We start from the raw sequence: 20,832 nt of genomic DNA on the forward strand, positions 1-20,832 counted from the left end.
TCAAAAGGAGGTTAAGCTATGACTGCCGTAAATGATAAAATATCCACAATCGTTAATGGAAAGCGTGTGATTACGAAAAAGCCGGAGCTTCTCGCACCTGCGGGTAATCTTGAAAAGCTGAAAATCGCTGTTCATTACGGAGCGGACGCGGTCTTTATCGGGGGACAGGAATACGGGCTGCGCTCGAATGCCGATAACTTTACGATCGAAGAAATTGCAGAAGGCGTTGAATTCGCAAAGAAATATGGCGCGAAGATCTACGTAACAACGAATATTTTCGCTCATAATGAAAACATGGACGGGCTTGAAGACTATTTAAAAGCGCTTGGAGACGCCAACGTTGCCGGTATTATTGTGGCAGATCCGCTTATTATTGAAACATGCCGCAGAGTGGCGCCGAATGTTGAGGTTCACTTGAGCACACAGCAGTCTCTTTCAAACTGGAAGGCTGTCCAGTTCTGGAAGGAAGAAGGTCTCGACCGCGTCGTGCTGGCACGTGAAACTAGCGCTCTTGAAATCAGAGAAATGAAAGAAAAGGTAGATATCGAAATCGAATCCTTCATTCATGGCGCAATGTGTATTGCATATTCCGGCCGCTGCGTGCTGAGCAATCACATGACAGCGCGGGATTCCAACCGCGGAGGCTGCTGCCAGTCATGCCGCTGGGATTATGATCTCTACCAAACAGACGGTGCCAACGCCGTTGCTTTGTATGGTGAAGAAGATGCACCATTTGCGATGAGCCCGAAAGATTTGAAGCTGATTGAATCCATTCCAAAAATGATTGAAATGGGGATCGACAGCTTAAAGATTGAAGGCCGCATGAAATCCATTCACTATGTAGCAACTGTTGTCAGCGTATACCGCAAAGTAATCGATGCTTATTGCGCTGATCCAGAAAACTTTGTGATTCAAAAAGAATGGCTTGAAGAGCTTGATAAGTGCGCCAACAGGGACACTGCGACAGCTTTCTTTGAAGGAACGCCAGGCTATGAAGAGCAAATGTTCGGCGAACACGCCAAGAAAACGACATATGATTTTGTCGGCTTAGTGCTGAATTATGATGAAGATACACAAATGGTCACGCTTCAGCAGCGCAATTTCTTCAAAAAAGGCGACGAAGTGGAATTTTTCGGTCCAGAAATCGAAAACTTTACACATACGATTGAAACCATTTGGGACGAAGACGGAAATGAGCTAGATGCTGCCCGCCATCCCCTGCAAATTGTCAAATTCAAACTAGACAAAAAGATTTATCCGAGCAACATGATGAGAAAGGGGAAGTAACAGCCCATGGGTAAGAATCCAGTAGTCATTGGAATCGCAGGAGGTTCCGGTTCAGGAAAAACGAGTGTCACACGGTCCATTTATGAACAGTTTAAAGGACACTCAATTTTAATGATCCAGCAGGACCTTTATTATAAAGACCAAAGCCATCTTCCGTTTGAAGAAAGGCTGAACACAAACTATGATCATCCGCTTGCGTTTGATAATGACTATTTAATCGAGCATATTCAGGATCTATTGAATTACCGCCCGATTGAAAAGCCGATTTATGACTATAAGCTTCACACACGTTCAGAAGAAACGGTTCACGTAGAGCCAAAGGATGTTATTATCCTTGAAGGCATTCTTGTTCTTGAAGACAAAAGGCTTCGTGATCTGATGGATATCAAGCTTTATGTTGATACGGACGCTGACTTGCGTATCATCAGACGGATTATGAGAGATATTAATGAGCGCGGACGCTCTATTGATTCTGTCATTGAACAATATGTGTCAGTGGTCCGTCCGATGCATAACCAATTCGTCGAGCCGACGAAACGATACGCTGATATTATTATCCCGGAAGGCGGTCAGAATCACGTCGCAATTGATCTGATGGTCACAAAAATTCAAACCATTCTTGAACAAAACGCGATTTTGTAATACCATAGCATAGACATAAATAACTCTGACCATATTATGTATAGGCAGGAAGGGAATGTGCGAATTCCCTTCTTTCCCTGTTTATAAACGCGAAATATTTGCAGAACGACACGATTCAGTTTAAGATAAACAGTACCTATATGGGAGAGAAGAACGAGGACTGCCCTGTGTTCTCATTCTTGTATTTTTTAGTTTATGCTCTCATACATAATCGAAGATGTTGAGGGACAACCAGAAGGAGTGAAGGGACATGGCACAAGAGAAAGTTTTTCCTATGACTGCAGAAGGAAAACAAAAACTTGAACAAGAATTAGAATATTTGAAAACGGTTAAACGAAAAGAAGTAGTAGAGCGAATCAAAATTGCGAGAAGCTTCGGAGACCTTTCCGAGAACTCTGAATACGATTCAGCGAAAGAAGAGCAGGCATTTGTAGAGGGCCGCGTGACGACTCTTGAAAATATGATTCGCAATGCGAAAATCATTGAAGATGACGGCGGCTCTAACGTTGTCGGTTTGGGTAAAACCGTCACTTTCGTCGAACTGCCTGACGGTGATGAAGAATCATATACGATCGTCGGAAGCGCGGAAGCTGACCCGTTTGAAGGGAAAATCTCAAACGATTCACCGATCGCAAAAAGCCTCTTGGGCAAAAAAGTAGATGAAGAAGTCACAGTACAAACACCGGGCGGAGAAATGCTTGTGAAAATTGTGAAAATTTCATAATATCTGTTTAGCAGCGAAACACCTCGTCCACAATGTGGGTGAGGTGTTTTTTTATGAAGATATCGAAACGAATGAAGCTGGCAGTCATCGCTTTTTTGATTGTATTTTTTCTGCTTCTGCTGAGACTTGCAGAAATCCAGCTGTTTTTCACAGAATCATTTTCTAAAAAGAAAATTAATTTGATTCAAGAAAGTGTGAAACAGCGGACGGAGGAAGTGCTCATTTCAGATGGAAGAGGCTCTTTTTTAGATCGAAACGGGCGGGCGCTGACGGGACAAAGCGAGCCTGCGGTTGTTTTGTTCCCTTTTCTGCTGACGCAGGATTGGCCGATCAAAAAAGTTGCGGACATCCTCGGCATGTCAGAAGATGATTTGCGCCAGATACTAGGTAAGGCAAAAAAACCGGTCATTTTGCAGCAAAAGAAAATCAAAACACTTTCAAAACAATCTATCACAAAAATCAATTCTTTGAAATATCCCGGCATTTACGGCGTATATATGGAGAATGAAGACAAGCCCAGCCTTGCTTCACATACGATAGGGAGCACGAACCAAGATCCGGCGCTGCTTCGCAAGAAATATCCTGACAAGGAGAGCCTTCCGATTACAACAGAAATCGGAACAACCGGTTTAGAACGGACATTTGACGAGTTTTTGCTTCCGGAACAAGACACAAAGCTTTTATATCATGTGGACGGAAAAGGAAACCCTTTGTTTGGCATGGACGTCAAATATACAGCTGAAGCCAATACATTTTATCCGCTCCAGATCAAAACAACGATCGATCAAAGCATTCAAAAAGCGATGGAGGAGGTATTGGATGAACAGGGGCTGAAAAAGGGAGGAGCTGTGCTGCTGGATATCGAAAATAGCAGTGTTCTGGGAATTGTAAGCAAACCAGATGCAGACGTGTCCCGGCAAAACACACTTCAAAATTATATGCTGACGCCAATCTATCCCGGATCAGTTTTTAAAACAGTCATTGCCGCAGCTGCAATCGAAAATAATATGGTGAAGCCTAGTCAAACCTTTAATTGCAATTTAAACCTGTACGGGGAACCGGGGGACGACAAAGGAACCTTGTCTTTTGATGAAAGTTTTGCACAAAGCTGTAATTACACATTTACGAGTCTTGCAGAACAATTAATGAAAAAAGACAGCTCGGTTATTGAAGATATGTCCGAGAAGCTGGCTCTCACTGATCGGGCAGGCTGGGAGGGAAAACTGTACCACGAAACCGATTTCCGCCAGCTGTATAACGAAAAAAGCGGCGTGATTTGGGGGGATGAAAAAGACAAATCAGTCAAAAAAGCCATTGCGCAAACAGCAATCGGGCAGAAAAATGTAAAGGTAACGCCGCTGGAGGTAGCCAATATGATGGCGACAATCGCCCGCGGCGGAGAAAAACGGCAGGTGAAAATTGCCGAACAAATTGAGTATAAGAACGGCACAACGCTCGTTACGTTTAAAGATCAGAAGCTCAAAGGGGAAACGATAGACAAATATACGTCACAGCAGCTTCAAAAAATACTGCGGCGGGTAGTAGAATCTCCTTCCGGAACGGGCAGAAGGTTTCAAGATCTTCCGTATACTGTAGCAGGGAAGTCGGGCACAGCCCAGACAGGCAAGCTTTCAAAAGAGAAGGAAACGCTCTATGAAAAATGGTTTGCCGGATATTTTCCCGCGGATAAGCCGAAATACGCTCTGGTTGTTTTACACATGGATACACCGGGAGATAAGGCTCTGACAAATTCGGTGTTTTATGATATTGTTAAAAAAGTACACGAAATTGAAATCAATCAGAAATAGAACAACTTCTCAGCACATGTTAAAATATATGCTGAGCCAAGAGGGATAAAGGAGTGCAGAATTATTGAGCAATAATCAATCTCGTTATGAAAATCGTGATAAACGCAGAAAAGCCAATTTAGTGCTTAACATTTTAATCGCAATCGTATCCATACTAATTGTCGTAGTAGCAGCGAATCTCTTCATTAACAGTCCTTCTAGCAAAGATGTCAGCAAGGATTCTGAAACGGCGCAAAAACAGGAATCTCCGGCTTCAGGAAAGACGGAAAAGAAATCGGATGAGGATATAAAAGACAGCAAGAAAGATACATCTGACAGCGAAAAGGATTCTGAGAAGTCTTCTGACTCTGATTCCAAAAAAGATGATTCTCCTTCTAAAAAAGATGACTCTGATTCAGATTCAAGCTCAGATTCAGCCGGTGACGGGCTTAAAGATGCAAAAGTAACAGAAGGCGGCTCATCGAGCGATGTGGAAAAAACGTATGAAAATCCTGACTGGAAAGCAGTCGGAACTGAGCAGACTGGCGAGCATGCCGCTACTTATGATTCAAGCTCACAAGACTGGGCTGAGATGCTGAAAGCCATTTCATACGCAACTGGTGTCTCAACAGATAACATGACGGTGCTCTGGCTTGGAAATAACGGCAGCCCTCAGGATGCCAAAGGCAAGATTTTGGACAAGGCGACTGGGAATAAATATCAAGTCACGATTACATGGGTCGATGAAAAAGGCTGGAAGCCGACAAAAGTAGAAAAGCTAAAATAAACAAAAGCAGCCGGGTTAAAACCGGCTGCTTTTGTTTTAGGCTTCAGCTGCGAAATGAACTACCGCGCTGTACAATATTCTTCCTTCTGCCACAGCAGTTTGGTGTGAAACAGATTTCACCCGGAGCATGATGGCTTTATTGTTTTCAATTTGTGTATTGATTTTCTTTTCAAGCTCCTGCAATGAAGCCGCTTCAAAAAATTCCACTTTGTCTTTAATCAGATCTAATTGAAAATTCATGTCTTGACCCTCCAGCTTTCACAAGTCATATGAAGTATAAGCTTTTTTGCGGTCAATGCGCAATATGAGATGGCATAAAATACACAAAGTGTTTTAGTACCTGCTTTTCAGAAGATGTGGTATTATAGGAACTGTTCCATCATTAATTCATAGTATGCTTATAGGAATTATTAAATATGGAGTGTGACAAATATGGGACGTGAATTTATCCCTCTCTTTGAAGATTGGGCAGCAACTTATGATCAAACAGTAAAAGGTTTAGATATTCAGTATAAAGAAGCGTTCAGAGGCTACGATCATATCCTTGATGCCATCGTCAGCAAATCTGGAACGCATGTGTTAGAATTTGGCCCGGGGACAGGGAATTTGACAGCTAAGCTGCTCGATGCAGGCAAAACTGTATTTGGAATCGAACCTTCTCCAGCAATGCGTAAACTGGCTTCTGACAAGCTCTCAGGCAGGACGGAAATCGTTGATGGAGACTTCCTGACATTCCCTGAGCCGCCATTTCAGGCTGATACGATTGTCAGTTCATATGCTTTTCATCATTTGACTGACGAAGAAAAGCGGGCTGCCATAAAGCAATATGGCAAATACCTTCACTTGCATGATAAAATAGTGTTTGCCGATACCGTCTTTGAAAATGCGCAAGCGTATCAACAGGCTATCGATAAAGCCCGTTCTCAAGGCTTTTATCAGCTTGCAAATGATTTAGAGACAGAGCATTATCCAACATTGGATGCGTTGAAAGAAATGTTTACAGCTGAAGGTTTTGCAGTCCGATTCACTCAGCAAAACGACTTCGTGTGGATAATGGAGGCGATCAAACGGTAAAGTGAAGGGAATGTGAATAGATGAGACTAGCAGTCATCGGAGCAATGGAAGAGGAAGTTACCATCTTAAGAAACAAACTTGAAAATGCAAAAACAGAAACGATCGCACACTGTGAATTTACAACAGGCGAATATGAAGGAACTGAAGTGATTCTTTTAAAATCAGGAATTGGAAAAGTAAATGCTGCGATCAGCACGACGCTTCTGCTTGACCGTTACAAGCCTGATTATGTCATTAACACAGGCTCAGCCGGCGGATTTCATCATACATTGAATGTAGGGGATGTTGTTATTTCCACTGACGTTCGCCACCATGATGTAGACGTAACGGCTTTTGACTATGAATACGGCCAAGTGCCGGGTCTTCCGGCTGCTTATGCGGCGGATGAAAAGCTGATCAGCATCACTGAAGAAGCGGTATCTGAACTCGACGGCATTCAGGTTGCAAAAGGAACAATTGCAACAGGCGATTCTTTCATGAACGATCCGAAGCGGGTTGAAGAGGTGCGTGCGAGATTTTCTGATCTGTACGCGGTTGAAATGGAGGCTGCGGCAGTGGCTCAAGTGTGCCATCAATTTAAAACGCCGTTTGTCGTCATCAGAGCGTTATCTGATATTGCAGGAAAAGAATCACATGTTTCATTTGACCAATTTTTAGAGCAGGCGGCTGTCCATTCAACAGAGCTTGTGTTAAAGGTGATCAAACGAATTCATTAAAACGGGGAGAACGTTCTCCTCCGTTTTTCTCTAAAAACAACCTCTATTAAGGAGGAGGACATATATGACAGTGATTACGGACATTACCGAGCTGATTGGGAATACACCGCTTCTCCGCTTGAAGAACTTTGATGTTCCAGAAGGAGTCGCGGTGTATGCCAAGCTTGAAATGATGAATCCAGGGGGAAGCATCAAAGACAGACTGGGAGATATGCTGATTCGTGACGCGCTCGATTCAGGCAAAGTGAAACCCGGCGGAGTGATTATAGAAGCTACGGCAGGCAATACAGGGATCGGCCTTGCGTTAAGTGCCAGAAAATATGGGCTGAAAGCGATTTTCTGTGTCCCTGAACATTTCAGCAGAGAGAAACAGCAAATTATGCAAGCGCTTGGCGCATCAATCATTCATACACCGCGTCAAGACGGAATGCAGGGAGCCATTCAAAAAGCCATTCAGCTGGAGACTGAAATTGAAAATTCTTATTGCGTTTTGCAATTTAAAAACCGAGTAAATCCATCGACTTACTATAAGACGCTTGGACCTGAAATGTGGGAAGCGCTTGACGGGAATATTCATACATTTGTCGCAGGGGCAGGATCAGGGGGCACATTCGCAGGGACAGCTTCCTTCTTAAAAGAAAAAAATCCAGCAGTCAAAACGGTGATTGTTGAACCGGAGGGCTCGATTTTAAACGGAGGAGAGCCCCACGCTCATAAAACAGAGGGCATCGGCATGGAGTTTATCCCCGATTATATGGATAAGAGCCATTTTGACGAGATCTACACCGTAACAGATGAGAATGCGTTTAGACTTGTGAAAGAAGCGGCAGAAAAAGAAGGCCTGCTGATCGGAAGCTCTTCAGGTGCAGCGCTTTATGCAGCATTGGAGGAAGCGAAAAAAGCATCGGCGGGAACTAACATTGTCACAGTATTTCCTGACAGCAGCGATCGATATATCAGCAAACAAATATACGAAGGAGGCATCTGATATGAAGAAAAAAACATTGATGATACATGGCGGAATCACAGGTGATGAGAAAACAGGCGCAGTTTCCGTGCCCATTTATCAAGTAAGCACGTACAAGCAGCCGAAAGCAGGGCAGCATACAGGCTACGAGTATTCAAGAACGGCCAATCCGACTCGAACCGCTCTCGAAGCACTTGTGACAGAACTGGAAGGCGGGGAAGCAGGTTATGCGTTCAGTTCAGGAATGGCTGCCATTACAGCGGTTATGATGCTGTTTAACAGCGGAGATCATGTCGTGTTGACTGATGATGTGTACGGCGGAACATACCGCGTGATGACAAAGGTGCTTAACCGTCTTGGCATTGAATCAACATTTGTTGATACGAGCAGCAGGGAAGAAGTTGAAAAAGCGATTCGCCCTAATACAAAAGCCATTTATATTGAGACACCGACAAACCCGTTGCTCAAAATCACCGACTTGACGCTCATGGCTGATATCGCAAAAGAAGCGGGTGTTCTGCTTATCGTAGACAACACCTTTAACACTCCTTATTTTCAACAGCCGCTTACTTTAGGCGCTGATATCGTACTTCACAGTGCGACAAAATATCTTGGCGGACACAGTGATGTCGTCGGAGGTTTAGTTGTGACAGCTTCGAAAGAGCTTGGAGAAGAGCTGCATTTTGTGCAAAACTCCACAGGCGGCGTGCTCGGCCCCCAAGATTCCTGGCTGTTAATGAGAGGAATCAAAACGTTGGGACTCAGAATGGAAGCGATCGATCAAAATGCGCGGAAAATCGCAAGCTTTCTTGAGAATCACCCTGCTGTCCAAACGTTATATTACCCTGGTTCTTCAAATCATCCCGGACATGAGCTTGCAAAAACGCAAGGATCGGGCTTCGGCGGCATGATCTCCTTTGATATTGGCAGTAAAGAACGGGTTGATGCATTTTTAGGAAATCTGAAACTGTTTACCATTGCTGAAAGCCTGGGGGCGGTTGAAAGCTTAATTTCTGTTCCTGCAAGAATGACACATGCCTCTATTCCGAGAGAACGCCGGCTTGAGCTCGGCATTACGGACGGCTTGATCAGAATTTCTGTAGGAATTGAAGATGCGGAAGACTTGTTGGAAGATATCGGCCAAGCGCTTGAAAATATATAACAAATGGATAGAATTACTTTCTCTGTAAGCCGCCGGATTATATTATAATAGTCGTATACTATGAATCTGGCAGGTGATTCTTTTGAACAAAAATAGAATGAAATCTTTAAAAGAAGACTACAAGCATTTTGCGTTTACATTGCTTGCAGTCAGCACTTTTTTATATATAGGCGCAGTTCTCCCTGATCAAGGCTTAACATTAGGCCAGAAATCGACTATGTTTTTAGCGGATTGCGTATTTTTAGCCGGTGCCTTCTTTTGCGCTGACCGTTCACTTATTTACAAGAAGCGTTTGGAAGAAGCCGACGAATAAAAAAACAGCCATCATCAAGAGATGGCTGTTTTTTGTTATTTTTCTCGAAGTTCTTTTCCCATGCCTTTTAAAAACTGAAGACCGAAGCCGACGGCTCTGTTGATGTCAGGATCGTTCATTGCTTTTAACAGGTCGAGAATCCCGACTTTCTTGTCTTCTTTTAAAAAGCTTTGTGCCTGTTCAGTCCCAGCCATTACGCTTTCTAAAAGCTTTGCTGTAAACTCAGGATCGGCTTTTGTCAATGCGCCTCCGGCGGCCATCATCGTGTTGATGAGGTTGGTGACAGGCTCGCGGGAAACTTGGCCAAGCGCAATCTTGGCAATGTCTTCCTTCGCTCTGAGCATGCTTGTTGCCGCATCAAAAATTCCAAGATCATTGAGTTCATTCATTAACGTCATCGTTTTAGAGACGGCGTCCTCATTTTCCGCCAGCAGCTCTTTCAGTTCTTCTATTTTTTCAAGCTTCATTTGCTCAGCTGTTTTTGTTTCTTTTTTGATCGTCGTAATCGGAGTGGCCATTCGTTTTCCTCCTATCGTTTAATCAGTCAGATGGACATAGCCAGGGCGGTTCCATTTTCTTTCTGCTTCGACTCCGTTTTGCGGATGCCGTTTTTTGTTGCGCGGATTTGTTTTTGGAAGCGGCGCTGTTTCACAGCCGCCAAGCACTTCCATGCGGACCTTTGTCTGTTTATAAGCAGGCGTGTTCGTCCGTTTATCAGCTGCAGGGCCTGTCAAGAAGTTAATCGCTGACTCCTTGTCTGTCGAGTTCATTGGCAAATAGAGTTCATTTTTCCGTACCCGGTCTGTGATCAGCGCGTTCAATTTGACTGCTCCGAACGGAGAAACGAGCCGTACAAGCGAACCGTCACAAACACCTCGCTCTTGTGCAAGCTCAGGTGAAATCTCAACGAATACATTCGGCACTTTCGCTTGGATGCCTTTCGATTTATTTGTCATGTTTCCTTCGTGGAAATGCTCCAGCATCCGGCCGTTATTGATATGAAGGTCATATTCCTCCGGAAATGCCGCTGGCTCGGTCCAATCAGAAAGGGCAAAGCGGGCTTTTTTGTCAGGGAAATTAAATCCGTCTTCATACAGAAGCGGTGTGCTTTCACCTGTGAAGCTGCCCCATAGGAAGCTGTTCCAGCCTTCAAGCACCTCATAGCTTGCTTTGGCAAACAGAGGAGAAAGACTCGCCATTTCAGAGAAAATGTCACTTGGATGGCTGTAATTCCAATTCGCTCCTAAACGGTTTGCCACCTCTTGAATAATCCACCAGTCCGGTTTTGCGTCACCAAGCGTCGGAAGCGCCTGATACAATCGCTGGACACGGCGTTCTGTGTTGGTAAATGTTCCGTCTTTTTCAAGTGAAGGAGTGGCCGGCAAGACGACATCAGCATATTGAGCTGTTCTTGACAGGAAGATGTCCTGTACCACGAAGAAATCAAGGCTTGATAAAATATCATGCACATGGTTCGCGTTTGAATCGACCAGTGCCATATCCTCACCGACAAGATACATAGCTTTCATTTTTCCTTCTTCAATGGCATGAAGCATTTGAATATTATCTAAACCAGGCTTTCCATCAATCTCGACACCATATGCCTCTTCAAATTTAGCGCGTGCTTTGTCATCTGTAATATGCTGATATCCCGGCAGCCAGCCAGGCAATGTTCCCATATCACATGCGCCTTGCACGTTATTGTGTCCGCGCAGAGGATAAGCGCCGGCACCTGGACGGCGATAGTTGCCCGTAGCGAGAAGCAGGTTTGAAATGGCTGCTGATGTATCAGAACCGCCTGTGTTTTGTGTGACACCCATTCCCCAAAGGACACAAGTGCCGTCAGCATCACGAATCATTTCAGCAATTTGAATGATGTTTTCTTTTGAAAGGCCTGTGATGCGTTCTGCATAATCAAGCGTATACGTTTTAAGGGTTTCTTTATAATCTTCAAAGTAATTGACGTTCTCATCAATAAACGCCTGATCGTGCCAGCCTTGGTCGATCATATATTTCGTAACAGCCATCAGCCAAACTTGGTCTGTGCCTTGTTTAGGGCTGATGAACAGATCAGATCGCTCAGCCATCTCATTTTTACGCAGGTCAGCAACAATCAGTTTTTGACCGTGGAGCTTGTGTGCCCGTTTGACGCGTGTTGCGAGCACTGGGTGTCCTTCCGCCGGATTGGCACCGACAATGATGACCAGGCCTGCTTTGGCAATATCTTTAATCGTGCCGGCGTCACCGCCCATGCCGACAGTGCGGAACAATCCGTCTGTAGCAGGAGACTGGCAGTAGCGTGAGCAGTTATCGACGTTGTTTGTTTCAAATACCTGACGCGCTAGTTTTTGAATGACGTAGTTTTCTTCATTCGTAATTTTAGAAGAAGAAATAAATCCGACAGAGCCTTTACCGTACTGCTCTTTAATTGATCCTAATCTGCTTGCGACAAGATCGAGGGCTTCTTCCCAAGAAGATTCCACAAAGGCTCCGTTTTTACGGATTAAAGGCTTTGTGATCCGTTCTTTTGAATTGACGAAATCCCAGCCGAATTTCCCTTTGACACATGTGGAAATCGCGTTAACCGGGGCATCAGAAACAGGCTGGATCTTTAAAATATCCCGTCCTTTTGTCCATACTTCAAATGAACACCCGACACCGCAGAACGTACATACAGTTTTCGTTTTTTTCGTTCTCGTTTCACGCATTGCCGCTTCGACTTCAGAAATGGCAAAAATGCTGCCATACCCCGGTTCAACATTTTTCACGAGATCAATCATCGGTTCCATGACGTCCTCTTTAATGCCTGTCATAAAACCAGCCTGCCCGAGCATTGATTTTTCCATCAGTGCATTACATGGACATACTGTGACACACTGACCGCAGCTGACACAGGAAGATTCATTGATCGGAACTCCCTCATCCCAAATGACGCGAGGGCGTTCGCGTTCCCAGTCGATTGAGAGTGTTTCATTTACCTGAAGGTTTTGACAGACCTCAACACACTGGCCGCAGGCAATACATTGGTTTGGATCATAGCGGTAAAAAGGATGAGACATATCAACCGCGCAAGAAGGATCTTCTTTTGGCGTGTATGGGTATTTTTGATGCTCGATCCCCATCATTTCCGCTGTATTATGCAGCGTACAGTTTCCATTATTGTTATCGCAAACTGTACAATACAGCAAATGATTTTCAAGAAGGCGGTCCATCGCTTCGGTTTGCGCTTCTTTCACTCGATTTCCTGAAAGATCAATAGACATCCCGTTCTCTGCAACCGTCGCGCATGAACGAACCAGCTTGCCGTTTGCCTCTACTATGCAAGTATCACAAGTTTGAATCGGGTCAACCTCTGGTACGTGGCAAATCTGCGGGTACTCAATTCCGTTTTCATTTAAAATATCTAAAATTGTGGCCCCTGCTCGTGCTTGAATTTCTGTTCCGTCTACACGGACACTGATCGACTTAACGTCCATCATATTCATATTCCCCTCCATCTTTCTTTCAAGAAGTCAAAAAAAGCCATGTATAGATACACCTGCCCTTAATTCTAAGAAGGTGTAAACACACATGGCGGAATAGTTCACTAGCAAGTCTTACTAACAGACCAATCCTTGATTTTTATAAAACGATAGACTCATAACAAGATCCTATTACAAATCCATCAACACTGCTTTTATTATAATGTGATATTTATTATAATACAATATGGCAGGAAAATTTTAACCAAGTGAAATGTCCTGAGGGGAACCGGGAAAAGTCTTTATAAGGCAATATCGGAAGGGGTAATCAGCATGTCTAAAAAAATTCATGAATTCAATGATATTATTCGAAAACTTCGCAAAGAATTGTTCGGAAAAGGGCCTGAGAGAATTCATACTGTATTTGTAGAAAACATGGCAGTTTCAACACTATACGGAAATCTGAGTGCAAGCGAGCAGTTTATCGCCCGCACGCCTGAAGGAAGAGAGATGGTACATGCGGCCCGGACAAGCCTAATTCAAGACCTTTATTCCAAACAAACACCGGAAGGAATGGAGGAACTCATGGGAGCTAAGCTAGTCCATTTGTTTTCTGATATTAAAATTGAGGAAAACATAGCTGTATCTGTATTTGTTTTTGACCGAAAAATAGATGAGCAAAAAGAAGTTCTGCAAAGCTAGTATATTTGTCATTGACACAAATTTGTCACATTTGATATGATGTTGCTACAGTTATAGAAGGCTAAAGCAATGGAATGTATGCACGAACTGTATATATTCTCTTTCAATATCTTCATACTGCTTGATATTGTTGTATGGGTATGCATACAAGTTAGGCAGCATTCAAACGCCTGGTTTGACACAGGTTATTTGAGTGCTGCCTTTTTTATTGCCTTTCTTGCATAACTGTGAGAAAAGAAGAAGTAATGGAGGCGTTTTATTATGGCTTTTCGAAAACCGGATGAAATAGCGGAAGCAGCAATTGAAGCAGGGATGAAAAAAATAAAGCTCCCGCTGCCGTCACTGCTTGTGCTGGGGTTTTTAGGCGGTGCATTTATCGCGCTTGGGTATTTGCTTGATATCAGGGTAATTGGCGATCTTCCGAAAGAATGGGGGAGCCTGTCCAGTTTGATTGGTGCAGCAGTATTTCCAGTCGGCCTGATCCTTGTCGTTCTCGCTGGCGCTGAACTGATCACAGGCAATATGATGTCAGTTGCGATGGCGTTATTTTCGAGAAAAATATCAGTAAAAGAGTTAGCGATTAACTGGGGAATCGTCACAATTATGAACTTAATCGGCGCATTGTTTGTTGCTTACTTTTTCGGGCATTTGGTTGGATTGACTGAAACAGGTCCTTATTTAGAAAAAACGATTGCCGTTGCCCAAGGAAAGCTTGATATGAGCTTTGGCAAGGTTCTCATTTCCGCCATCGGCTGTAACTGGCTTGTATGTCTTGCAGTGTGGCTTTCTTTCGGCGCCCAAGACGCAGCAGGAAAAATCCTTGGCATCTGGTTCCCAATCATGGCTTTTGTGGCTATCGGATTTCAGCACGTTGTCGCCAACATGTTTGTGATTCCTGCTGCCATTTTTGCAGGCTCATTCACGTGGGGGCAGTTCATCGGAAACATCATTCCGGCTTTTATCGGTAATGTCATCGGCGGAGCTGTATTTGTCGGTCTCATTTATTTTATTGCATATCATAAGAAAGACCGCTCCAGAAAAGAAATGAAGCAGGTGTCATGACCAACGGGCAAATCCATTCGATGATTTGCACAATTCCCGTCCATTTTTAGAAAAAGATGTTTACAAAATGGAATTTGGTGGATATACTTACAAAGTAAGAAAAAAGCAAAGGAGGCTGAACCAAAATGACAATGAGACAACGACGTCAACCTGTACGTGATACACATGTAAAAGTTCATGGTTTATTCAGCCTGTGGAAGAGTTCGTGTCCTTCCTTAACCGATGCTTATCGCACGCATTAAATTCGGAATAGTCGGACATACGCAACTCCCCGCAGGCAGTAGAGGCATTGGTGTCTTCTTTTGTCTGCGGTTTTTATTTGCCCGCGGCAGAAGGGTTGTGCCGCGGGTTATTTCGCTTGATGCGGACTTTGAAAGGGGGTGAGCGATATGACGATTAACCTATTCTTTTTAACGTTAACGATTAAAAAACGGTTTAAAAGCCTGGAAGAATTCGAACGAGAACAGCAGATTGAGCAGATTTATGATGAAATGAAAGAGTCTCAGTTAAAGCATCTTTATTTAACGAACTGGCGCTAAAAGCAACGAAAAAAACTGAAGGGGGAATGGCATATGCTTAGAAGGGAATTATTGATGCATTATACAATGGAGAAGGACCAAGTTTAGCGAAATAGCTGTCAAGAAAATGCGCGCCTGCATATAGTAAATCAACGTTATTGTGAGGCAGGTGATGGCATGATGAACGATTATCAAAAAAGACTGCCGTCGATTGGCCATGGTTATGCGTCCATGCCGCATTCCTTCAAACATGGTTATGGAAATCCATTCCGACAGCAGAGGCTGATGGCAATGCAGCAGCAAAGGCTGTTTGCATTCCCTTATCATTGGCATTAGAAAGAGGGCAGAAAACATTTTGTTTTCTGCTTTTTTTGCGAAAAAAAATGAAAAAGTTTAGTTCTATTGAAACATTTTTCAATACATTGCCGTCTAGTTGGTACCTTCCTTCACTTTTAGAAATGAAGATGATGTTTATTTTTTTAAGATAATAAATAAACATAGGAAACCAAAAGCAGGTGTTTAAAATGCTAGAAAATAAACTCTATAAACGATCGGATTTTTGGAAATTATTTTCTCGGAAATATAAGCTAACCAAAACAATTGAGCATATGATGATTGACTCTATAGATATACAAGAAAATGACAGAATTTTAGAAATTGGAATTGGAAACGGCACTGTCTTTAAAAGCATAACCAAGAAACTAGAAAAGGGAAGCCTAAAAAGCATTGATCCTTCAAAACGAAAGGTAAGACAGATATCACGTGCGAATAGAAAGAACATGGGGAACGGGGAGGTTTTTCATGGCTATCCAGAGGACATTCCCTTTGATGACCGTACCTTTAATAAAGTCTTTTCTTTACATACGGTTCAAAGCTGCACCAATATTAGGCTTGCATTAAGAGAAATTTACAGGGTGCTTCAAATTGACGGCCGGTTTTATATCAGTATTGACACAAATACCGGTGAAAAAGAGAAAACGTATATTCAACTGCTGAAAGACCAGCATTTCAGGGATCTTTCTGTTATCAGGCGTGATTCCTGTCTATGTATTGTGGCTGTTAAATAAAAAATTTCTCGGGAAATATATCCAAGATCCTTACATTTAGATTTGGGTATATTTTCTTAATTTTTTATTTTTTGCATATACTTTATATTAAAAAAAGTTTTTTTCATTTAAACTTATAACAGAAGAGAGAACAAAGAGGTGATTTCAGATAGGGCAGACATTCTTTGTGAACAAAAGGAATGAATATTCATTCCGCAACGAATCGGAGGTTGTAACATTATATGCTATCCGCATCCAGCAGTAAATACGACATGATTATGAAAGCGTCGGTCTCACTTTTTACGGAAAGGGGTTTTGACGCTACCACTATTCCTATGATAGCTGAACGTGCTCATGTAGGGACAGGAACGATCTATCGTTATTTTGACAGCAAAGAAACACTCGTAAACGTGCTGTTTCAAGAAAGCATCCAGCGATTTACGGAAAAACTGAAGCAAGACGTTTCAGAATTGCCTGTCAGAGAAGGCTTTCACCACGTATTTTGCTGTCTCGTTCAGTTTACGAAAGAGAGCGACTATGCGCTTTTTTTTCTTGAAACCAAAAAAGACGCTCATTACTTAAATCATACAAGCAAAGAAATGATAGAAAATCTGACTCAAATGCTTGATGACTATTTTAATAAGGGAAAAGCGGAAGGCGTGATTCGCAGCCTGCCCTCTAATGTGTTAATTGCGATTGTATTAGGGGCGTTTCTCAAGATATATCAGCTCGTTCAAACAGGTGATATAGAGATGGACACTGATTTAATTACTGAATTGGAACAATGCTGCTGGGACGCCATTAAGCTTCATTCATCACAAAAATAGGAAAGGGAGATGTTAATGAAACAGGCAAGCGCAATACCTCAGCCCAAAACATACGGACCTTTAAAAAATCTTCCGCATCTGGAAAAAGAACAGCTTTCTCAATCCTTATGGCGGATAGCTGATGAATTGGGACCGATTTTCCGTTTTGATTTTCCGGGAGTATCCAGTGTTTTTGTCTCGAGCCACAATTTTGTGGCTGAAGTATGTGATGAAAGCCGCTTTGACAAGAACCTTGGCAAAGGCTTGCAAAAGGTGCGTGAGTTCGGAGGAGATGGCTTATTTACAAGCTGGACGCACGAACCGAACTGGCAAAAAGCCCACCGCATTTTGCTGCCGAGTTTTAGTCAAAAAGCGATGAAAGGCTATCATTCTATGATGCTGGATATCGCAACCCAGCTGATTCAAAAATGGAGCCGGTTAAACCCTAATGAAGAAATTGATGTAGCGGACGATATGACACGTCTGACGCTTGATACGATTGGGTTATGCGGGTTTAACTATCGATTCAACAGCTTTTACCGTGATTCACAGCATCCGTTTATCACCAGTATGCTCCGTGCCTTAAAAGAGGCGATGAATCAATCGAAAAGACTGGGCCTGCAAGATAAAATGATGGTGAAAACGAAGCTGCAGTTCCAAAAGGATATAGAAGTCATGAACTCCCTGGTCGATAGAATGATAGCGGAGCGAAAGGCGAATCCGGATGAAAACATCAAGGATCTCTTGTCTCTCATGCTTTATGCCAAAGATCCAGTAACCGGTGAAACGCTGGATGATGAAAACATAAGGTATCAAATCATCACATTTTTAATTGCTGGACATGAGACAACAAGCGGGTTGCTTTCCTTTGCGATTTATTGTCTGCTTACACATCCGGAAAAACTGAAAAAAGCTCAGGAGGAAGCGGATTGCGTGTTAACGGATGACACGCCTGAATATAAACAAATCCAGCAGCTCAAATACATTCGGATGGTTTTAAATGAAACCCTCAGACTGTATCCAACAGCTCCGGCTTTTTCTCTATATGCGAAGGAGGATACTGTTCTAGGCGGGGAATATCCGATCAGCAAAGGGCAGCCAGTCACTGTTTTAATTCCAAAACTGCACCGGGATCAAAACGCTTGGGGACCGGATGCGGAAGATTTCCGTCCGGAACGGTTTGAGGATCCTTCAAGTATCCCTCACCATGCGTATAAGCCGTTTGGAAATGGGCAGCGCGCTTGTATTGGCATGCAGTTTGCTCTTCAAGAAGCGACAATGGTTCTCGGTCTTGTATTAAAGCATTTTGAATTGATAAACCATACTGGCTACGAACTAAAAATCAAAGAAGCATTAACGATCAAGCCGGATGATTTTAAAATTACTGTGAAACCGCGGAAAACAGCGGCAATCAATGTACAGAGAAAAGAACAGGCAGACATCAAAGCAGAAACAAAGCCAAAAGAAACCAAACCTAAACACGGCACACCTTTACTCGTTCTTTACGGTTCAAACCTTGGGACAGCTGAGGGAATAGCCGGTGAACTGGTTGCTCAAGGCTGCCAGATGGGCTTTACAGCTGAAACGGCTCCGCTTGATGATTATATCGGCAAGCTCCCTGAAGAAGGGGCAGTCGTCATTGTAACGGCTTCTTATAATGGGGCGCCGCCTGATAATGCTGCCGGCTTTGTAGAGTGGCTGAAAGAGCTTGAGGAAGGCCAATTGAAAGGTGTTTCCTATGCGGTATTCGGCTGCGGGAACCGGAGCTGGGCCAGCACGTATCAGCGGATTCCCCGCCTGATTGATGACATGATGAAAGCAAAGGGGGCATCGCGTTTAACAGCGATTGGGGAAGGTGACGCCGCCGATGATTTTGAAAGCCATCGCGAGTCTTGGGAAAACCGCTTCTGGAAGGAAACGATGGACGCATTTGATATTAACGAATTAGCCCAGAAAGAAGACAGGCCTTCATTATCGATTACTTTTCTCAGTGAAGCGACGGAAACGCCGGTTGCTAAAGCATATGGCGCGTTTGAAGGGATTGTGTTAGAGAATCGAGAACTCCAGACAGCTGCCAGCACGCGTTCAACCCGCCATATTGAATTGGAAATTCCGGCTGGTAAAACATATAAAGAAGGCGATCATATCGGAATCCTGCCGAAGAACAGCAGGGAGCTTGTTCAGCGGGTTCTCAGCCGATTCGGTTTGCAGTCCAATCATGTGATAAAAGTAAGCGGAAGCGCTCATATGGCTCATCTGCCGATGGATCGGCCAATCAAAGTAGTGGATTTATTGTCGTCCTATGTAGAGCTGCAGGAACCGGCATCAAGGCTTCAGCTTCGGGAGCTGGCCTCTTATACAGTTTGTCCGCCGCATCAAAAAGAGCTGGAACAGCTCGTTTCAGATGATGGCATTTACAAAGAGCAGGTACTTGCAAAACGTCTTACCATGCTTGATTTTTTAGAGGATTATCCTGCCTGCGAAATGCCGTTTGAACGGTTTTTAGCACTTTTGCCATCACTAAAACCGAGATACTATTCCATTTCAAGCTCACCGAAAGTTCATGCAAATATCGTGAGCATGACGGTAGGAGTTGTGAAAGCCTCAGCATGGAGCGGCCGAGGTGAATACCGGGGTGTTGCCTCTAATTACTTAGCAGAATTGAATACAGGTGATGCAGCAGCCTGCTTCATTCGTACACCGCAGTCCGGATTCCAGATGCCGGATGAGCCTGAAACGCCTATGATTATGATCGGGCCGGGCACAGGAATTGCACCATTCAGGGGCTTTATTCAGGCAAGATCGGTTTTGAAGAAGGAAGGAAGCACCCTTGGTGAAGCACTTTTATACTTCGGCTGCCGCCGCCCGGACCATGACGACCTTTACAGAGAAGAGCTGGATCAAGCGGAACAGGACGGTTTGGTCACAATCCGCCGATGCTACTCGCGCGTCGAAAACGAACCAAAAGGATATGTCCAGCACTTGCTCAAGCAAGATACGCAGAAATTGATGACACTCATTGAAAAAGGGGCTCATATTTACGTATGCGGTGATGGATCGCAAATGGCTCCTGATGTAGAGAAAACTTTGCGATTGGCGTATGAAGCTGAAAAAGGAGCAAGTCAGGAAGAATCAGCTGAATGGCTGCAAAAGCTACAAGATCAAAGACGTTATGTGAAAGACGTTTGGACAGGAATGTAAAATATAAAATCCCGCCAATCTGATTGGCGGGATTGCTTTGCATATGAGAAAACCGGCACGATAATGAAATCTACTGAAAAGGATGTTATAGGGAGTATCGCGCCGGCCTTATTATTCATATCGTCATGCAGAGGCAAAAGTTTAGTTCTTTTTACCTTATTTTTAAAAATAAATAGTCTAAAAGTCTTGTTTTCGATTTTCAACTCAGGCTTTTGGCATTTTGTTCTTTCTTATTCCTTAAGATCAGTCATCTGTTGAAGATTGATGCTTGAATTGCCGTTCCACATGTTTACGGTAATGAAGGTCATGAATCAGCCGAATGGTCGGCCTGATTAACAGCAGCAAACTTCCGACCGCAAACAGCCATATCCCTGCCGACTTTAAACGGTCATAGAAAAAGAAAAAGCTTCCAACGAGGAACAAAGCACCGATGATAAAATCGTTTACTGTATAAAGAACCTTATATCGTTTTTTGAAAAAAAGCTCATATCGTTTCAGCTCTTTTTGGATGTCATGTTCTTCATTTCCTTTCATTATCATCCCTCCATTCAATTTTGGCTTACCCTTACGTAAACGG

The 20,832-nt window shown here is 43.5% G+C and carries 21 protein-coding genes; 17 read left to right on the forward strand and 4 right to left on the reverse strand.

Annotated elements, in window-relative coordinates:
- The first annotated feature begins 18 nt into the window (after positions 1-18).
- From MKY10_RS07990 to MKY10_RS08010, 5 genes are all read left to right on the forward strand, one after another.
- Complete coding sequence (locus tag MKY10_RS07990) at positions 19-1,287, forward strand: U32 family peptidase (RefSeq protein WP_003229802.1); 1,269 nt, start codon at positions 19-21, stop codon at positions 1,285-1,287.
- Positions 1,288-1,293: 6 nt separating this feature from the next.
- Positions 1,294-1,929 carry a uridine kinase gene (gene udk / locus MKY10_RS07995; RefSeq protein WP_003225916.1) on the forward strand — a complete coding sequence of 212 codons (636 nt, stop codon included), beginning with the start codon at positions 1,294-1,296 and terminating at the stop codon, positions 1,927-1,929.
- A gap of 250 nt (positions 1,930-2,179) precedes the next feature.
- On the forward strand, positions 2,180-2,653 hold the full coding sequence (gene greA, locus MKY10_RS08000; protein ID WP_004399078.1) for a transcription elongation factor GreA: 474 nt from the start codon (positions 2,180-2,182) through the stop codon (positions 2,651-2,653).
- A 53-nt stretch (positions 2,654-2,706) separates the two neighbouring features.
- Complete coding sequence (locus MKY10_RS08005) at positions 2,707-4,461, forward strand: penicillin-binding protein 2 (protein ID WP_048654941.1); 1,755 nt, start codon at positions 2,707-2,709, stop codon at positions 4,459-4,461.
- A 64-nt stretch (positions 4,462-4,525) separates the two neighbouring features.
- Complete coding sequence (locus MKY10_RS08010) at positions 4,526-5,227, forward strand: YrrS family protein (RefSeq protein WP_015251581.1); 702 nt, start codon at positions 4,526-4,528, stop codon at positions 5,225-5,227.
- Positions 5,228-5,263: 36 nt separating this feature from the next.
- On the opposite strand, the gene MKY10_RS08015 is transcribed toward MKY10_RS08010, so the two are convergent.
- A complete protein-coding gene (locus MKY10_RS08015; RefSeq protein ID WP_014477495.1) occupies positions 5,264-5,467 on the reverse strand; it encodes a YrzA family protein in 204 nt (67 codons plus the stop codon).
- A gap of 192 nt (positions 5,468-5,659) precedes the next feature.
- Between MKY10_RS08015 and MKY10_RS08020 the strand changes: the two genes are divergently transcribed.
- From MKY10_RS08020 to MKY10_RS08040, 5 genes are all read left to right on the forward strand, one after another.
- A complete protein-coding gene (locus tag MKY10_RS08020) occupies positions 5,660-6,301 on the forward strand; it encodes a class I SAM-dependent methyltransferase (RefSeq protein WP_015251582.1) in 642 nt (213 codons plus the stop codon).
- 20 nt (positions 6,302-6,321) lie between these two features.
- A complete protein-coding gene (gene mtnN, locus MKY10_RS08025) occupies positions 6,322-7,017 on the forward strand; it encodes a 5'-methylthioadenosine/S-adenosylhomocysteine nucleosidase (RefSeq protein ID WP_009967881.1) in 696 nt (231 codons plus the stop codon).
- Positions 7,018-7,081: 64 nt separating this feature from the next.
- On the forward strand, positions 7,082-8,005 hold the full coding sequence (locus tag MKY10_RS08030) for an O-acetylserine dependent cystathionine beta-synthase (protein ID WP_014477492.1): 924 nt from the start codon (positions 7,082-7,084) through the stop codon (positions 8,003-8,005).
- A 1-nt stretch (position 8,006) separates the two neighbouring features.
- Entirely contained in the window at positions 8,007-9,146 is a 1,140-nt protein-coding gene (locus MKY10_RS08035) for a bifunctional cystathionine gamma-lyase/homocysteine desulfhydrase (protein ID WP_015251583.1), read from the forward strand.
- Positions 9,147-9,228: 82 nt separating this feature from the next.
- Positions 9,229-9,459 carry a YrhC family protein gene (locus MKY10_RS08040; protein WP_003237358.1) on the forward strand — a complete coding sequence of 77 codons (231 nt, stop codon included), beginning with the start codon at positions 9,229-9,231 and terminating at the stop codon, positions 9,457-9,459.
- A gap of 35 nt (positions 9,460-9,494) precedes the next feature.
- Here MKY10_RS08040 and MKY10_RS08045 read toward each other — a convergent pair whose 3' ends face one another.
- Both MKY10_RS08045 and fdhF read right to left on the reverse strand, forming a co-directional pair.
- Positions 9,495-9,977 carry a DUF1641 domain-containing protein gene (locus MKY10_RS08045; protein WP_014664782.1) on the reverse strand — a complete coding sequence of 161 codons (483 nt, stop codon included), beginning with the start codon at positions 9,975-9,977 and terminating at the stop codon, positions 9,495-9,497.
- Between the two features lie 18 nt (positions 9,978-9,995).
- On the reverse strand, positions 9,996-12,938 hold the full coding sequence (gene fdhF, locus MKY10_RS08050) for a formate dehydrogenase subunit alpha (protein ID WP_010886582.1): 2,943 nt from the start codon (positions 12,936-12,938) through the stop codon (positions 9,996-9,998).
- A gap of 315 nt (positions 12,939-13,253) precedes the next feature.
- Between fdhF and MKY10_RS08055 the strand changes: the two genes are divergently transcribed.
- From MKY10_RS08055 to cypB, 7 genes are all read left to right on the forward strand, one after another.
- Positions 13,254-13,622 (forward strand): DUF2294 domain-containing protein, encoded by a 369-nt coding sequence (locus MKY10_RS08055; RefSeq protein ID WP_003229814.1) that lies wholly within the window; start codon positions 13,254-13,256, stop codon positions 13,620-13,622.
- Positions 13,623-13,883: 261 nt separating this feature from the next.
- Positions 13,884-14,684: a formate/nitrite transporter family protein gene (locus tag MKY10_RS08060; RefSeq protein ID WP_003229815.1), complete on the forward strand. Its 801-nt coding sequence runs from the start codon at positions 13,884-13,886 to the stop codon at positions 14,682-14,684.
- Positions 14,685-15,073: 389 nt separating this feature from the next.
- The gene (locus tag MKY10_RS08065; RefSeq protein WP_004399102.1) at positions 15,074-15,223 is read left to right on the forward strand and encodes a YrzI family small protein; all 150 of its coding nucleotides are present in this window, start codon (positions 15,074-15,076) and stop codon (positions 15,221-15,223) included.
- A 156-nt stretch (positions 15,224-15,379) separates the two neighbouring features.
- Positions 15,380-15,538, forward strand: coding sequence for a hypothetical protein (locus MKY10_RS08070; RefSeq protein ID WP_014477487.1), 159 nt, complete (start codon positions 15,380-15,382; stop codon positions 15,536-15,538).
- A gap of 188 nt (positions 15,539-15,726) precedes the next feature.
- A complete protein-coding gene (locus MKY10_RS08075; protein ID WP_015251586.1) occupies positions 15,727-16,269 on the forward strand; it encodes a methyltransferase domain-containing protein in 543 nt (180 codons plus the stop codon).
- Positions 16,270-16,490: 221 nt separating this feature from the next.
- Positions 16,491-17,075 (forward strand): transcriptional regulator FatR, encoded by a 585-nt coding sequence (fatR, locus tag MKY10_RS08080; RefSeq protein WP_015251587.1) that lies wholly within the window; start codon positions 16,491-16,493, stop codon positions 17,073-17,075.
- 15 nt (positions 17,076-17,090) lie between these two features.
- The gene (gene cypB / locus MKY10_RS08085) at positions 17,091-20,255 is read left to right on the forward strand and encodes a bifunctional cytochrome P450/NADPH--P450 reductase CypB (protein ID WP_061891041.1); all 3,165 of its coding nucleotides are present in this window, start codon (positions 17,091-17,093) and stop codon (positions 20,253-20,255) included.
- Between the two features lie 243 nt (positions 20,256-20,498).
- On the opposite strand, the gene MKY10_RS08090 is transcribed toward cypB, so the two are convergent.
- Positions 20,499-20,789 (reverse strand): YrhK family protein, encoded by a 291-nt coding sequence (locus tag MKY10_RS08090; RefSeq protein WP_029727149.1) that lies wholly within the window; start codon positions 20,787-20,789, stop codon positions 20,499-20,501.
- Positions 20,790-20,832 lie beyond the last annotated feature (43 nt).

The sequence above is a fragment of the Bacillus sp. FSL P4-0290 genome (assembly GCF_037975435.1).
Lineage (GTDB): Bacteria > Bacillota > Bacilli > Bacillales > Bacillaceae > Bacillus > Bacillus subtilis.